The sequence below is a fragment of the Bradyrhizobium sp. 956_D2_N1_4 genome, from assembly GCF_052076025.1.
GTDB lineage: Bacteria > Pseudomonadota > Alphaproteobacteria > Rhizobiales > Xanthobacteraceae > Bradyrhizobium > Bradyrhizobium barranii.
The window spans coordinates 5,472,547-5,488,009 of sequence record NZ_CP197237.1 but is presented as its reverse complement, the minus strand read 5'-3'; the positions used below and the strand labels follow the sequence as shown (position 1 = coordinate 5,488,009).

The 15,463-nt window shown below is 60.0% G+C and carries 13 protein-coding genes; 8 read left to right on the top strand and 5 right to left on the bottom strand.

Features of this window, described 5'->3' with window-relative positions; translation table 11 throughout:
- The first annotated feature begins 60 nt into the window (after positions 1-60).
- On the top strand, positions 61-627 hold the full coding sequence (locus tag AB7535_RS25955; RefSeq protein WP_439037134.1) for an NAD(P)/FAD-dependent oxidoreductase: 567 nt from the start codon (positions 61-63) through the stop codon (positions 625-627).
- On the opposite strand, the gene AB7535_RS25950 is transcribed toward AB7535_RS25955, so the two are convergent.
- Positions 605-1,474, bottom strand: coding sequence for a LysR family transcriptional regulator (locus tag AB7535_RS25950; RefSeq protein ID WP_439037133.1), 870 nt, complete (start codon positions 1,472-1,474; stop codon positions 605-607). The genes AB7535_RS25955 and AB7535_RS25950 overlap by 23 nt on opposite strands.
- Positions 1,475-1,580: 106 nt before the next feature.
- On the opposite strand from AB7535_RS25950, the gene AB7535_RS25945 reads away from it, so the two are divergent.
- Entirely contained in the window at positions 1,581-2,684 is a 1,104-nt protein-coding gene (locus AB7535_RS25945; protein WP_439037132.1) for an HlyD family secretion protein, read from the top strand.
- Positions 2,685-2,701: 17 nt separating this feature from the next.
- Positions 2,702-3,808: an FUSC family protein gene (locus AB7535_RS25940; RefSeq protein WP_439037131.1), complete on the top strand. Its 1,107-nt coding sequence runs from the start codon at positions 2,702-2,704 to the stop codon at positions 3,806-3,808.
- Between the two features lie 501 nt (positions 3,809-4,309).
- Here AB7535_RS25940 and AB7535_RS25935 read toward each other — a convergent pair.
- The 4 genes from AB7535_RS25935 to AB7535_RS25920 form a co-directional block, all read right to left on the bottom strand.
- Entirely contained in the window at positions 4,310-5,971 is a 1,662-nt protein-coding gene (locus AB7535_RS25935) for a thiamine pyrophosphate-binding protein (RefSeq protein WP_439037368.1), read from the bottom strand.
- 122 nt (positions 5,972-6,093) lie between these two features.
- Positions 6,094-6,645: a UGSC family (seleno)protein gene (locus AB7535_RS25930; RefSeq protein WP_210192208.1), complete on the bottom strand. Its 552-nt coding sequence runs from the start codon at positions 6,643-6,645 to the stop codon at positions 6,094-6,096.
- A 21-nt stretch (positions 6,646-6,666) separates the two neighbouring features.
- Positions 6,667-7,791, bottom strand: a complete 1,125-nt coding sequence (locus tag AB7535_RS25925) for a hypothetical protein (RefSeq protein ID WP_441279800.1) — start codon at positions 7,789-7,791, stop codon at positions 6,667-6,669.
- A 107-nt stretch (positions 7,792-7,898) separates the two neighbouring features.
- A complete protein-coding gene (locus tag AB7535_RS25920) occupies positions 7,899-8,810 on the bottom strand; it encodes a LysR family transcriptional regulator (RefSeq protein WP_354119685.1) in 912 nt (303 codons plus the stop codon).
- 101 nt (positions 8,811-8,911) lie between these two features.
- On the opposite strand from AB7535_RS25920, the gene AB7535_RS25915 reads away from it, so the two are divergent.
- The 5 genes from AB7535_RS25915 to AB7535_RS25895 all read left to right on the top strand — a co-directional run bounded on the left by AB7535_RS25915 (position 8,912) and on the right by AB7535_RS25895 (position 15,148).
- Entirely contained in the window at positions 8,912-10,129 is a 1,218-nt protein-coding gene (locus AB7535_RS25915) for an acyl-CoA dehydrogenase (RefSeq protein WP_439037129.1), read from the top strand.
- Positions 10,130-10,136: 7 nt separating this feature from the next.
- Positions 10,137-11,546 (top strand): CaiB/BaiF CoA transferase family protein, encoded by a 1,410-nt coding sequence (locus AB7535_RS25910; protein WP_439037128.1) that lies wholly within the window; start codon positions 10,137-10,139, stop codon positions 11,544-11,546.
- Positions 11,450-12,412 (top strand): ABC transporter substrate-binding protein, encoded by a 963-nt coding sequence (locus AB7535_RS25905; protein ID WP_439037127.1) that lies wholly within the window; start codon positions 11,450-11,452, stop codon positions 12,410-12,412. The genes AB7535_RS25910 and AB7535_RS25905 overlap by 97 nt, the downstream gene beginning before the upstream one ends.
- A 575-nt stretch (positions 12,413-12,987) precedes the next feature.
- Entirely contained in the window at positions 12,988-13,770 is a 783-nt protein-coding gene (locus tag AB7535_RS25900; RefSeq protein WP_439037126.1) for a 2-keto-4-pentenoate hydratase, read from the top strand.
- A gap of 622 nt (positions 13,771-14,392) precedes the next feature.
- Positions 14,393-15,148: a response regulator gene (locus tag AB7535_RS25895; RefSeq protein ID WP_439037367.1), complete on the top strand. Its 756-nt coding sequence runs from the start codon at positions 14,393-14,395 to the stop codon at positions 15,146-15,148.
- Positions 15,149-15,463: the final 315 nt, after the last annotated feature.

Genomic DNA, 15,463 nt, shown 5'->3' with positions numbered 1-15,463 from the left:
ACTTTGTCGTCGGCGACGCCATGACCTTGCGGCAATCGGGCGCCGGTTGACGCAGGACAATTGCAGGCAGGAAATGTCGTAGTCGCGCTTGGCCCGTGGTCACCCGAGCTCTTGAAGTGGTTCGGATATCGTTTGTCCATGCTACGAAAGAGCGGCTATCACAGGCATTTCACAACCGAAGGCACACTCAATCTTCCTTTGGCTGACGTGGCGAGCGCTGCCTTGATGGCTCCAATGAAGGCCGGTCTCCGGATTGCCACTGGAGCTGAGCTTGTTGAATTCGGCTCATGTGCGACACCCGTCCAGCTTCAGCGTGCAGAAGCAGGCGCACGCGAAATTCTGCCATTGGGACAGCCCATCGAGCATGAACCCTGGCATGGATACCGGCCTTGCCCTCCGGATATGCTGCCAGTGATCAGGCGGGCTCCCCGGCATCGGGGGATGTGGTTTAACATCGGTCACGGCCACCAGGGGTTTACGCTGGGGCTGACAACCGCAGAACTCCTGGCTGAGCTCTTCGCCGGAACACCACGAGACGTGGATCTATTGGAAAAACTCTCCCCGAGGAGGTTGCCTGGCCTTTCTTTGCCGGGGCAGACCTGCTTCACGCCACCGCCTGGGCAATGAAGTTGCGGACGATCTTCGAGGTCTCGCCACGCCGGAACGCCAGAGCCAAGCGCGCGATTGGAGCGTCCCCTTTGACCTCGCGATAGGTGACGCCAGTTACATGAAGCTGGCGCATTGACGCCGGCACGAGCGAAAAGCCAAGCTCAGCTGCCACCAGGCTGACGACAGAGCTGATCTGCGGCGCGGACTGCCCGAGGGTTGGCTCGAAGCCCGCCCGCCGACAGACCGCGATGACTGTGTCAACCCAGGCCGATCCGCGCGGCGTCAGAATGAGCGGATCCCCCTTCAGCCTGATAAGATCGATTTCAGTCGACTTCGCCACCGGATGGCTTGCGGGCAATACGACGAGCATCGGCTCGTTGGAGAGACGCCGAAACTGTAGATCGTCCTCGCCCTCATCGGGGCGCAGGAACACCGCGTCCAGCTCTCCTTCCCGAAGGCCCGCAAGGAGGCGGGATGTGCTTGCTTCCTCCAGCGTCAGATCCACATCGGGATAAGCTCGGCGAAACGATCGGATTGTCGAGGTAACAACGGGATTAAATGGTGCCGAGTTGGTAAAGCCGACCCGCAGCGAACCGATTTGACCCCGCGCAGCCCTCTGCGCGGCGCGAATGGAGCGCTCCGCCTGCACCGGAATGACCCGCACGTTTTCCAGAAACGCGCGCCCTGCCGCTGTCAGTTCAGCACCCTGCGGAATGCGATGAAAGAGCGCAGCCCCGACTTCGGCCTCAAGATCCTTGATCTGCTGGCTCAACGGCGGCTGCCCGATTCCAACGCGCGCAGCGGCGCGTGTGAAGTTTTGCTCCTCGGCGACCGCGAGGAAATAACGGATGTGGCGAAGTTCCATGTCAGTGCCAAAAGCTATCGAGATCGTTCTTCCTATATATTTGACCTCGCGACGACTGAAATCAAATATCCATCATCCGGAGCCCGATTGACCTGGACGATCGAAATTGGATCAGAGCGTAAATATCAGCCTGAACGGCAAGTCCATCCCTGAGCCGGCGGTCAGGAACAAAGAGCCAGATATTCCGGTTGCTGCACCTCCGCTGTCCGCGACACCCGAGCTCGATCGATCGCCCGTCTTGTCGCGGCGCCAGCGCGCCTTGCTGTTCCTCCTTGCCATTGCAGCGACTGTTCTGGCCTGGTGGATATCCAGCTATCTGTTCGCCTACACGGACGACGCATACGTCACGTCGGATGTCGTATCGATCACGCCGGAAGTCACGGGTCCGATCGCAGCGGTTTTTGTGAAGGACAACGAATGGGTGGAGCGCGGAACGCTCCTCTTTTCCATCGATCCGGTTCCGTTCAGATTGGCCGTAGAGCAAGCGCGCGCGGAGGAGGCGCGAACTGAGGCTCAGCTGCCGGTCGACCGGGCGCAGTTGCAGGTTCTGCAGGCGCAGAAGGAAGCGGCGGGTGCTGCCGAGAGGCTCGCCGCGGCAAACCTCCGCCGTGACACGCCGCTTGCCCAGTCCGGTACGATCTCCGCGCAGGCCCTCGACACGACTCGTACCACCGAGGAGCAGAGCGCGGCCCAGCAACATGCTGCCGAAGCTGCCTTGCAGAAGGAGAACGAGACTCTCAGCCTGGATAAGGCTGCCGTCTCATCGGCCCACGCTGCACGTCTTCTCGCCGAATGGCGCTTGGGCCGCACCAAAGTCGTGGCGCCCGTTGATGGTTTCGTGACGCATCTTGCCATTCAAACTGGCGACATGGTTTCCACGAGCCAGGCAGCGGTTGCGATCGTCGATGGAAACGCCTGGCGCGTCGTTGCCAATTACAAGGAATATTATCTACGACACCTCCATCCCGGCGGCCTCGCCTGGATCTGGCTTGACAGCCATCCCTGGCATCTTTATCGCGCGCGCATCCAAGGTCTGGCGCACGGCATTAGTCGCCAGCAAGGAAGCGAGACACTAGTCCCTTACGTATCTCCAACGGTGAACTGGATTCGCCTGCAACGACGGATTCCAGTTCGATTCACGCTGCTCGAATCTCCCGGGCGCGACCAATTTTTCATGGGTGTCGACGCCCGCGTCCTGGTCATCTACTGATTGGGAGAATCCCGACGATGCTGCTCCTGATATCGGCCCTGCGACCCATACCGCGAGCCCTGGCGCGTGAGCTCAAATCGCTCGAGCTTCGCGGCCCGCGCGCCAGAGAGGCAGCAAAACGTGTGCTGTCGGTGTTGGTCGCTGTCGCAACGTCATCCGTTCTCAACCTTGATGATCTCTCCTGGGCAGCGTTCAGCGGCTACATGGTGATGCGTGGCAGCATCGTCGAGACGTTCCGGCGGGGACTCATGCGCATCATTGGCACTGCTGGTGGAGCACTGCTCGGACTTTTGGTGGCGCCCGGAACTGCGAATGACCCTTTGCTCTTGATGGTTTTCCTCCTCCTTGTGTCATGGATCGGTACCTTTCAGTCGCTTGCGACCAACTACAGTTACGCGTGGCTGTTCTTTGGCCTTACCGCCGGGATGGTAACCACCGAGGCGCTCGCCTCGCCAGACTTTGTCGTGCATTTCGCAGCCACGCGGGTGGCGGAGATTACGGTCGGAACGTGCACATGCCTTGTCGTTGCAAGCCTGTATTCGGATACGTCGGACCGCAGGGAAGAACATGCTCAAGACAGGCTCTGGTGCGGACGCCTGCATGATTGGTTGAATGAGAATTGGCTGCGAGGCCATTGGCTGCTGCTCGAGCACAGTACGCGCGCGGCGCTGGCCGTCGCTCTGCTTCCATTCGTCTGGCGGTGGTTCGGCATTGAGGAATTCTCACAAACTGCGGTCACATCATACGTCGTCATGATCGTCCCATCGGCCGCGGTGGGGAAACGCCGATACGCCACGATCTACGAGAGGATAGCCCACAGGACGCTCGGCTGCCTGCTTGGTAGCGCGGCCGCTCTTGTCTCTATTGGCCTGTTCGGCACAGGACTGCCGGTAACCGTGCTCACGCTCGCAGCCGGCGTCTGGATCGGCTACCAGATCCAGACAGGAAAGGAGATCAACTATCTCGGAACGCAGTTCACGCTCGGGCTTCTCATCACCCTTGTTCAGGGACCAGCTCCGATCACAGATATTACCCCCGGGCTGGAGCGTCTGGTTGGAATCGTGATCGGCTCCGCCGTGCTGTGTCTGACGACCCTCGTTTGGCCTTTGGTTCAAGACCAGTAGCATCTCGGCGGAGACTAGCCGCTTTCTTCCCGATCTCGGCCGACCATTCGTCGTATGGTCGTCAAGTGGCCGGACATCGCGAATGCGATCGTGGATCACCGCATTTCATATCAAGACCGGCCACGCCTCGATCGGATTCGGCGCAGCGGCGCCGCAAGACTGCGGGGCTCATCTATGGGGCCTTCGATGAGGGTTTGGATCTCGATGCCTTCATCTACGCGGGTGCTGATTCCGGACGCGCTGCGACTACACGGGATTGTGCTTCTGACCGATTGTGCCAGGTCCGCGTCACCGCCGGTACAAGGGGCGGGATGAGACTGAGGTCGATGCACTCGTCATCTCCCTCGATCGCAATCAGTGCTCGAGCTGGTGCAGGTCAGCAAGCCGATCAAATAATGCTGCGGCGAATGGGTCTGGAACTGGCGCATCGGGTGATGTCGCCGTGTCGGGGCACCGCGGACTCTCGCGAGTCCGTCAGCTCGGCAGCTTTAGGGGCACGGCCTAGATTGCGCCATCCACGATGACTTCTATGAGCTCCGGTCCGCGTCGTTCGATCGCCGAAGCCAGAATGCTCCGAAATTGATCGCCTTCGCTGACGCGAGTGGCGCGAACACCCAACGACCGGGCGAGACCCGTGAAGTCGACGGATGGCTCGCGGAAATCCATGCCGACAAAATGGTTGGTTCCATGGAACGCCTGCAGGCGCTGCTTGATGATCCGGTATCCTCCATTGTTTAAGAGCACAACGGTGAGTGGCAGGTTGTGGTGCGCGGCCGTCCAGAGCGATTGTATCGAATACATCGCGCTTCCGTCTCCCGAATAGCAGACCACTGGTCTCTCGGGATTTGCGAGACTGGCTCCGACAGAAGCTGGAAGTCCCCATCCGATGCCTCCGGAGGCCATTTGGTGGTAGCCGTATCGGTCGCGGTGACGTTTCAAGGCCGCCATGTAGCGCGACGACGTCAGGCCTTCGTCGACCAGGATCGCGTTTGCGGGGAGGGCATCGACAACCTGAAGTGCCAACCAGTCGGGATCGATCGGAACGGCGTCCTTTCGTCGCGAGATGTCCTGTACAAGCCTGTCGCGGTTCGCCGACCAGTTCACTGACTTCAGGCTTTCGATACGATCTGAAGCAAGCGTGGCCAGAGGTACCCCTCCCGTTACCTCGATCGCGGGCACAAGAACGCGCAGGGTTTCTCGCACGTCGGCTTTCAGGGCGATCTCGGCTGGGAAGTTCTTCGCAAGATCGTTATCAACCAGGCCAATTTGGATAATCGGCATTCCGCGAGGCAGAGGTTCGTGCGCGCTGTGGACCGACATCCGAACCGGGTCCGAACCGAGCACGATCAGCAGATCATGCGCTCCAAGTATCTTGGTAGTCTGCTGCTGATCGCGCGGCAACGCTCCCATAAAGCAAGGGTGGTCAGAAAGGAAATGGGCGCCATAGGCGATGGTCTGCTGATAGACCGGGCAGCCAAGTCGCGATGCGAACAGGGCGGCTTCGTCGAGAGCATCACTCTTCACGATCTCGTCGCCGACCACGACGACCGGGCGGTGCGCCGATAGTATCCGTTGAACAAGCGCGTCCAGCGCCTCCCTGGAGGGGGCAACCCGTGTATCGACGCGCGTTGACTGACCGGGCTCGATGTGGGTCTCCGCATTGAGGATATCACCAGGTAGCGAAATGAAGACCGGTCCGGTAGGCGGCGTCGTGGCGATCTTGGCTGCGCGGCGCACGATACGCGGAAGATCTTCGAGTCGCGTCACCTCTATTGCCCATTTGACGAGAGGTTCGGCCATCTGGACCAGCGGACCGTAGAGAAGCGGCTCCATGAGCCCATGCCCCTGTTCCTGCTGTCCCGCGGTCAGGATCATTGGCGTACCGGTGAACCTGGCATTGTATAGCGAACCCATGGCGTTGCCGAGGCCGGGGGCGACGTGAACGTTGCAGGCAACCAGTTGCCCCGAGGCCCGGCTAAAACCGTCGGCCATCGCGACGACCAGACTTTCCTGCATCGCCATCACATAGGTCAGCTCCGGATGGTCCTTCAGCGCATGCATGACCGGCAATTCGGTGGTTCCCGGATTGCCGAACAGATGCGTAATTCCTTCATCCTTCAGCAGGGACAGGAAGGCGGAGCGACCGGTCGTGCGATTCATGATCCTGGTTCTTTCTGTTCATGGCCTGCCGCAATGCGTCGTCATCATCAGAGATCGGTGGGTGGCAGGCGGAAAAGAGCCCCGGCTTTTTCAAGACGGGGCCCAAGTCTGGGAGGAAAGACGTGTTACTTGCCGAGCCAGACTTTTGGGGCCTGCAAGGCGACCTGAGCGGCGCGGGACTCGACCTCTGCCTGGGTGATCGAGCTGACAGGATGATCGATGACAACAGGGATCAGTCCTTGCATGCCGAGCGCCGTACGCGTGAGCTCGGTCTCGCGTTCGAACTCGGTCGTGATGATGGCGGCCGCCGGAATGCCGAGCTTCTCGAGGGCGACGGAATCCCGGATACAGCAGGAGCAGCAGGAGCCACAGTCACCGATCGCGGTCAGGACGAGATCGTTGTTCGCGGCGATCTCGGCGATCATTTCCGGCGCCGCATCCTTCGAGAAGCTGTGCTTCACGTAGTAGTTCACCTTGGCGAAATTCACGCTCTTCTCGAGGGCGGCGGTTGACGTGCGCAGGATCTTGTTCGCGTTCCACTTTGAATTGTCCAGGATCGCAAGCCGGAGACCGTCAAGCTTCTTCGCCCGGGCGGCGATCGGCGTATTCGCGGACTCCACGATGCCGCGAGGATCGAACACGCGAACCGAATTGGCGTCTGTTACCTTCATCAACATTTCAATTTCCTCCTTCTCGTTTTACAGCGCGCACACGCCGTCGGTGCAGCCGTCGTCTACCGGACCCGACGCGGGATTGATGGGCTTGAGGACCGGCGTGCTCATGTGGCCCCAGCCGGGAATGAATGCAGAGAAACGACCGGCGTGCCCACCCATGATGAACAGGTGGATGTTGTCGGCCGAAGGGACGATCGGGATGCGGCTGTCGGGATCCCGCTTCAGCCACCTGGGCAGGTTGCGGTTGTAGACCTGGCCGTAGCGATGATCGCGGGAGATTGCCCTGAAGGCGTTGCCAGAGTTCATCCAGAGATAATGGCGGATGTCAGAGCGGGTCCAGCCCGCCTTGGCGATCGTCCTGGCATGCTCGAGACCCAGTACGACTGTGCAGTGTCCACCCAGAACCGCGGAGTTGGAGGCGATCGTGCTCATCGCCGAGCACATCGTATCCAGAATGCCCTCCGGGTCGTTGCATTGGTGGTCGGTGACGCTGTGTGGCGCTTCGGCCGCGATCGCGAATACGGTCGAATCCGTGGGGCTGAACCCATGCTCGACGTGATACGGCGCGAATGGGCTGTCGGTCTCGTTCTCCGCAACGCAGTAACTATACTTGCCCGGATGGCCGAGCGTGCTCTTGTCGAAATCCGGCGGCCAGCCGCCGCCGACGTTCAGCATGATCAGGCGGACGGCCCGGCCAATCGTCGCATTGGCGCGATTGCCGGATCCGAAGACATTGGGACCGCCGTTCATCCCGACCTCGGCCGCGAGCGGTCCGTTGACGACGATGAGCGGCGACGCGACGTGGGTGGTCGCCTGGACGCCGTTCAGGTTGAAAGCACGGTCGGTGAGCGCCAGCATGGCAGCGCGGACAATGGAAGCATATTCGGGACGGCAACCCGCCATCACCATGTTGATCGCGAGGATCTCCCGTGTGAGAGCACCCCAGCGCGGCGCGACCTTGCATTCGACAAATTGGGGATCGCCGCCCAGGGCGGCTACGACCGCATCGATCTTGTCCTGGGTGGGAGGAACGACGGGAAGGCCATCAGACCAGCCGCGTTCGAAGTAAAGCTCGATGAGATCAGTGCTGGTCGGGACGGTCTCGACGGCAGCGGATGCGCTGCCCTGTTCCACTGTCTGAAGTGCCATTTTCTCGCTCCGGCTGTTTCAACCCGGAGCTCACCCTAGGCTCAATCCATTCTATGCCAAGAAAATCCTGATAGCCATGATTGATACGAGATCAGTATAAATGAGCGCTACGGCTTGTTCCAGGACGACCGCAGGAGTGACATCAATCCGGCCGCAGCGGGAGACAGTTCCCTTTCCCTGAGGGTTATGACCCCAAGGTCGCGTGCGAGAGGCCGTCCTCGAACGGGCACGGCGCTCAGCTCCTTTCCGAGAAAGCTTGCAACTCCGCTCTTCGGAGCAATGGCAAGCCCGATCCCCGCTCTCACGAAGCCGAGCATCGTGGCGAACTGGGATACCGTGACGACGTGGTTCAAGGTTAGTCCGATCGACGAAGCCGCGCTGTCGATGACACGCCTCGTTCTGGAATCGCTCGGAAGCGAGACCAGGGGCGCACCTTTCAAGTCGGACAGAGCAAGGCTCTTCTTCTTCGCCAGTTCGTGATGGCGCGGAAGTACGACCGTGAACTCCTCCTTGCCGAGCGGGACTGACATGAATGGATCCGGAAGATCATCGAGATAAGTGATGCCGAAGTCCGCGGCACCGCTGCGCACGTCTTCCATGACCGCGCCATGAACACCATCCCGGACATGCAGTTCGATACCTGGATGGTCGAGACGATATGCTGAAACGAGTCCCGGCAGCTTTCCGTTCGCGACCGACATGATGCTTGAGATGATGACCTGACCTCTCCTCTGGTCGGACAGCTCACGCATGCTGCGGATGGTGATCTTCAAATCGTTCAGCATACGTGCCGCGACGCCGACAAACTCCTTGCCCGCGGCAGTAATCTGCACCGAGCGAGTGCTGCGATCGAACAGCTTGAGTCCGAGCACTTCCTCTACGTGCTTGACCGTGCGCGTGACGGCGGGCTGGGAGGTCTTCAACAGCGCAGCCGCAGCAATGAAGCTGCCGTATTCGGCAAGCGCCAAAACCGTCTCAAGTTGACGCGAGGTGAGATCGGGGAGGCCGGAGCTGCTCATTTGATTTATGCCTGTTTTGCAATTATCGATGGTATCAGAATTTCATTGATATAACCACCCATTCGTTGGACCGTCGTCGCACCAGCAGCTTGGAGCGATAGATGGGTCAATTGGAACGAGCACCGCGTCCAAGCACGTCCTATCCCCAATTTCGATGGGACGATGCTTTCCTGCTTGAGCAGCAGCTCATGGAAGCCGAGCGGATGATCCGGGATACGGCGCGCGCCTATGCCCAGGAAAAGTTGTTGCCGCGCGCAACCGAGGCCTACCTCAATGAAGAGACGGACCGCGAGATCTTTCGCGAGATGGGTGAACTCGGCCTGATCGGCGTCACCTTCCCGGAGGAGTACGGCTGCGCAGATGCGGGCTACGTGTCGTATGGCTTGGTGGCGCGCGAGATCGAGCGGGTGGACTCAGGCTATCGCTCGATGAACAGCGTCCAGTCCTCACTCGTGATGTACCCGATCTATGCGTACGGCGACGATGCGCAACGGAAGAAGTTCCTGCCGAAACTTGCCTCGGGCGAGTGGGTCGGCTGCTTCGGGCTGACGGAACCTGACGCGGGATCCGATCCGGGCGGGATGAAGACGCGTGCCGAAAAAGTCTCGGATGGCTACCGGCTGATCGGCTCGAAAATGTGGATCTCGAACTCTCCCATCGCGGATGTCTTCGTCGTCTGGGCGAAGTCGGCGGCTCACGACAATCAGATTCGCGGGTTTATCCTCGAGAAGGGGATGGCGGGCCTTTCAGCACCGAAGATCAAGGGCAAGCTCTCGCTTCGTGCCTCGATTACAGGCGAGATCGTCATGGACGGCGTGGTGGTTCCTGAATGCGCGCTTTTGCCCAACGTCTCCGGTCTCAAGGGGCCTTTCGGCTGTCTCAACCGGGCGCGCTACGGCATCTCGTGGGGTGCGATGGGGGCTGCGGAAGACTGCTTTCATCGTGCGAGGCAATACGTCCTTGACCGCAAACAGTTCGGCCGGCCGCTCGCGGCCACTCAACTGGTGCAGAAGAAACTCGCCGATATGCAAACTGAAATTGCGTTAGGTTTGCAGGCGTCCTTGCAGGTGGGGCGCCTGATGGATTCGGGCCAGATGGCCCCGGAGATGATCTCCATTGTCAAACGCAACAATTGCGGCAAGGCACTCGACATTGCGCGCGTTGCCCGCGACATGCACGGTGGCAACGGGATCTCCAGCGAATTCCAGGTCATGCGTCACGCCCAGAATCTGGAGACGGTGAACACCTACGAAGGCACCCACGACGTGCATGCGCTCATTCTGGGGCGCGCTATCACCGGCATCCAGGCATTTTCGTGAGGCGACCATGAAACCGTGCCTGAGCGGGTTGCGTGTTCTCGATCTGAGCCGAATTCTCGCCGGTCCATGGGCAACCCAGCTGCTCGCTGATCTCGGCGCGGAGGTCATCAAGATCGAACGACCGGGCGAGGGGGACGATACTCGCGGCTGGGGGCCGCCTTTCGTCACGGGGGACGGCGAGGATGATCATTTCAGTGCCTATTATCTCGCGGCAAATCGGGGCAAGAAGTCGGTCTGCATCGACTTCAGCAAACCGGAAGGACGCCAGATCGTCTGCACGCTGGCGCGATCTTGCGATGTGGTGGTCGAAAACTTCAAGGTCGGTGGCCTGAAGCGGCTCGGACTTGATTACGAAGCCCTCTCACAGATCAATCCGAAACTGATCTATTGTTCAATCTCCGGCTTCGGGCAGACGGGCCCGTACAAGGACAAGCCCGGCTACGATCTGCTGGTGCAGGCCATGGGCGGGCTCATGAGCATCACCGGCGCGGCCGACGGTGAGCCAATGAAGGTCGGGGTCGCCGTCGCAGACATCTTCACGGGGCTGTATGCGACGGTTGCGATCCTTGCGGCCCTTAACGAGCGCCGGACCAGCGACGTAGGTCAGCATATTGATCTTGCGCTTCTCGACGTCCAGATCGCGACACTCGCCAATCAGGGAATGAACTTCCTGGCTTCCGGCAAGGCGCCGGCGCGGCACGGCAACGCTCATCCAAACATCGTGCCGTATCAGGCCTTCGCCACATCCGACGGCCACATCGTTGTCGCAGTCGGCAACGACGCACAGTTCGCACGCCTTGTGACAATTCTCGGTGTCCCCGAACTCTCCAGGGATCCGCGTTTCCAAAGAAACGCGGATCGGGTGAGAAATCGCAAAGAGCTGATCGCGATCGTGGCCGGCAAGATTCGGTCGTGGGCGAAGATGGAGCTTCTCCAGGCTCTCGATGACGAGAAGATCCCGGCCGGGCCGATCAACGAAATGCACGAAGTGTTTTCTGACCCGCACGTCGTGGCGCGGGGCCTCGTCGTGGAACAGAGCCTGTTCGCCGGAGGGCCGTCGACGAGAATGATCGGCAATCCGATCCGGTTCTCGCGGACCCCGATCGAGTACGGCCAGGCGCCGCCGCGACTCGGATCTCACACCACCGAAGTCGTACAGGGCGATCTCGCGATGCCGGAGTCCGAACTCAACCGGTTGGTGGAGCAGGGGATCATCTCAAGCAGCAGCGCCCGTACCCACCAGAGAAGCGAAAGCGTAGACATTAGAAATAGGGAAACATGCCAAGGAATAAAATTTCGCGTCGCAAGGCGTTTCGCGCTATGGCCGGCGCGATGGCGCTGCCAGCCCTCGCAAGAGCCCAGTCGGCCGCCGAAGTTCGCGCCATTATCCAGTATGGCGTCTCGTATCTCCCGTTGATGTTGATCGAGGAGGAGAAGCTTCTCGGCGCTGCTCTTGCCGAGCAGGGGGAGCCGCGCGCCGAGTTGAAGCTCCAGAGGGTTAGCGGCGCGACGGCCGTCAACGAGGGACTCCTCGCTGGGACAGCGGACGTGGGCGTGATGGGAGTCCCATCGCTGCTGATCATCGCAGAGAAGACACGTGGTGGCGTCAAGGGACTGGCCAGTTGCTCGTCGTTCCCCATGGTGCTCAACACGGTCGTCGACCGGATAAAGACGATTGCGGACTTCTCCCCGCAAGACCGCATTGCAACGCCGGCCAACACCTCGCCCCAGAATCTCTGCCTTCGCATGGCCGCGGAGAAGTTTTTGGGCGATCCGAAGAAGCTGGACACCAATGTTGTGGCGCTGCCGCATCCGGATGCGATGTCCGCCATGCTGGCGGGCACCGAAGTGTCGGCCCACTTCACCAACGCGCCATTTGCCCAGTTTGAAGCTGACGACAAGCGGGTGCACAGGGTGTTGAGCTCCGAGGATATCCTCGGCAAGTCATCGACCTTCGTTCTGCTCGCGGCGAACGCACGCTTCGTCGACAGGAATCCGAAGGTCTCATTGGCGATGGTGACCGCCATGGACGCCGCGATGAACCGGATCAAGGAAGATCCCGCCAGGGCGGCGGCGCTTTATCTCAGGCTCGAGCCATCGAAATCCATGAACGTGGAGTACGTCGAACGCATCCTGCGGGATCCCGAGAATGTGTTCAGCGTGTCGCCCGGCGGCGTAATGACATACGCGGAATTCATGCAGAGAACCGGCCAGATCAAGTCAAGGCCGGCCAAATGGCAGGACATTTTCTTTCCGTTCATCCAGGAAAGACAGGGGAACTGACGTCCAACGCCGGTGCCAGAGGGCCCGAGAGCATCGGCAAGCTCTTCGCTGTCGCGATTTCAAATCCCAATTCCGTTTCGGTCCTTAAGAGCGATATTGGGCTGTGACGTTTCGATCCAATACCGACGATGGTTCGATCGAGATCGATCGCGACGTGTGAAATCGTTTCGCCAAGTCGTCTCACATCTGAAGTATGTCTTTGATCGTCTTGGACTGCGAGGATGGGTCGACCTATCGTCTCTATCAAGAAGGGAGAACGACTCTTGGTCAGTCTCCAGTCGGGCCGATACCGAGCAGCTGCTTCGATCTTGGACCGGCAGTCCGGGTTGTTGTACTGACCGGCCGGGAAGCCGCCGCCAAACGGTCGGCCGCTCTGGCGCCCACCTGCCGAGGATCGAGCTTCTACAACATCGACCGGAGTCTGTGGGACCGCCGCTTTACGTGGACGGTATGCTTCTCACCTGCCTTCGCGCGAATCTGAGCAGACCTGGAGAGCTCGCCGACGGACGCTTACAGACCTGCAAGCACCTCCGGTCCCGACGGCGAAGGCGACTTCTTTGGCACAAGGGTAGACCATGGACATGTCACGGCAACACGAACTCGCTGTCCTTCTCGCGAAGCTCCGCCGCGAGGGACGACAGCAGAGTGGCCTGGACGAGAGCCTTGTTCCTCCTGATAAGGAGACGGCGTACCGGATCGCCCGAATGGTGGAAGAAGCGCTCGGTTGGGAGGTTGCGGGCTGGAAGATCGCGGCGATGAACAGAAGGCTGCAACAACAGTTGCGGACGGACGCGCCCATCTACGGGCGCGTCTTCGGCACTCTTAAGTCGTCGCCGGCGACGGTCGAACACGCAAGGCAGTGCAGTCCGATTCCGGAGGTCGAATACCAGGCCCGCCTGGGTGCAGACCTTCCGCCGCGAGAGAAGCCTTACTCGATGGAGGAAGTGATGGAGGTCGTTGTCTCCCTGCATCCAGGCATCGAACTTTCGGAATGCCGCTTTGTGCATGATGGCGCCTTTCCGCCGCTGACGGCGATCCTCGCCGATGGTGCGGGCTCGGGCGCCATCGTCTTCGGACCTCCGATCGAAGATTGGCGCAGGCGAGACGTAGCAAATCAGGAGGTCGTCCTCACGTGCAACGGCACGCAGCGCCGGAAGGGGATTGCAGCGGAAGCGCTGGATCATCCCATGGTGCCACTGACATGGCTCGCGAACGAACTGTCGCGTACTGGAATTGGCCTGAAGGCCAGCCAGATGATCAGCACCGGTACGCTAACGGGCATGCTACGGCCGAAGCCAGGCGAGACCTACGTGGCCGACTTCGGCCCGTTCAACAAGGTGGCGGTGACCTATGCGTGACCATCCCGATCCAAATCACCGATGACGAGCAGAGGTCTTCCGTGAGGCCTACAGCAAGATCGCCTTTCTTCGCTAGGTCCAGGCACTGTCCCGAACGGGGCGCAGTTCAACGTCAGTGCTAAAAGCTACCAAGGAAGAGCCCCAAAGATATTGGACGGCGCGTTTGTCGGGATCAAATATCAATTATCCAGCGCCAGTTGACCTCGACCAATGAGATTGAACCTGAATTCGAGTGCCCAGCCTGAAACGCAAGTCCTTGTGCCGATGCATGGGGACCCGATCGCCGATATTACCCCTGGGCTGGAGCGTACACTTGGCATCGCCATCGGCTCCCGACAGCATCGCCCGCCCAATCAACGTTGCGAACGCGCAGCCCAACAATCAAGGGGGCGACCGTCAATCCCATCTTCACCTGGGTACGCCTGGCCCAACGCATTCCGATTCGCATCCATATCGATGAAGTTCCCACGGGCATTGTGCTTACGGCTGGCATGACTGCGGCAGTACAAGTTGAGCCGCGCAGCGGCCGGCCGATAGGTTCGCTGGGCGTAGAATGCTCTAGCAATTACGCCTGCTGCGCTCCGGTCAGAGCGCCATCGATCCTTTGAAGGGGCAGTTCGACGTGGCGGCAAGAAAATGTGATGATCAGCCGAGGACCGAGAACATCGGCCACATCATCGTGGTCGACGATGATCCGGAGATACGCCAGATGCTGACCCGATACCTCGAAGATTACTTTGTGTCGGTGAAAGCTGCGTCAAGCCGGGCCGAATTGACCCGTCATCTTGAATGCTCCGAGCCCGGCCTGATCATTCTCGATCTCCGGCTCGGTCAGGACGATGGTCTGGATATCCTGAGGGACATTCGTTCGGATTCGGATATTCCGGTCATTATCATCACCGGCCATCATCCCGACGAAATCGACCGGATCGTCGGCCTGGAGCTCGGTGCGGATGACTATCTCCTGAAGCCGTTCAGCCTGCGAGAATTGCTTGCTCGCATTCGCGCGGTGCTGCGACGTCAGGAAATGGGACAAGCCGACCGGATCCGCCATCCAGAGCGGGGAGGATATAGATTTCATGGCTGGCGACTCGAGCGTCGCAGACGCAGGCTCGTCGACGCCAACGAAAAGTCGGTTGCTTTGAGCAAGGGCGAGTATGCGCTGTTGCTGGCTTTTCTTGAGTCACCGCAGCGATCGCTTTCGCGCGAGTATCTGCTGCGGGCGACACGGGTCCATGAGGATATTTTCGATCGCAGTATTGACGTGCAGATCTTGCGGTTGCGGCGGAAGCTGGAAGTCGATCCGGACGCGCCGCGGGTAATCCAGACCGAGCGCGGCGTCGGTTATGTTTTCGCGCTGCCAGTCGGGCGTTTCTAAAGCATAGTTATGGCGTTGACTTGCGCTGGTGCTATCGTCGCGCCGGCTATTTTTGTGGACAAGATCCTTAGGGGCACACCCGGGCTGATGGGGTTTGCACCTCTACAAGCCAAGACGATCGAATGTAATGATATCGAGACCGCGCTAGAGGCGTGGGATTGGCTCAGACGAAGCCGAGTTGGTTCGATTTGAGATCGATGACACGCCCCATGCCATCCAAGCATGTTACGAACGCGTGGTTAGATGGCACGCAGCGCGTGTCGCGGGGGATATGGAGCGAAGGCAATAGTGGTAAACCTTGCAGGAATCCATCCT

Bases quoted from the DNA above. Each gene is read 5' to 3' on its own strand.
- AB7535_RS25950 (WP_439037133.1), bottom strand. From the start codon at position 1,474: ATGGAACTTCGCCACATCCGTTATTTCCTCGCGGTCGCCGAGGAGCAA.
- AB7535_RS25940 (WP_439037131.1), top strand. From the start codon at position 2,702: ATGCTGCTCCTGATATCGGCCCTGCGACCCATACCGCGAGCCCTGGCG.
- AB7535_RS25930 (WP_210192208.1), bottom strand. From the start codon at position 6,645: ATGTTGATGAAGGTAACAGACGCCAATTCGGTTCGCGTGTTCGATCCT.
- AB7535_RS25925 (WP_441279800.1), bottom strand. From the start codon at position 7,791: ATGGCACTTCAGACAGTGGAACAGGGCAGCGCATCCGCTGCCGTCGAG.
- AB7535_RS25920 (WP_354119685.1), bottom strand. From the start codon at position 8,810: ATGAGCAGCTCCGGCCTCCCCGATCTCACCTCGCGTCAACTTGAGACG.
- AB7535_RS25915 (WP_439037129.1), top strand. From the start codon at position 8,912: ATGGGTCAATTGGAACGAGCACCGCGTCCAAGCACGTCCTATCCCCAA.
- AB7535_RS25910 (WP_439037128.1), top strand. From the start codon at position 10,137: ATGAAACCGTGCCTGAGCGGGTTGCGTGTTCTCGATCTGAGCCGAATT.
- AB7535_RS25905 (WP_439037127.1), top strand. From the start codon at position 11,450: ATGGCCGGCGCGATGGCGCTGCCAGCCCTCGCAAGAGCCCAGTCGGCC.
- AB7535_RS25900 (WP_439037126.1), top strand. From the start codon at position 12,988: ATGGACATGTCACGGCAACACGAACTCGCTGTCCTTCTCGCGAAGCTC.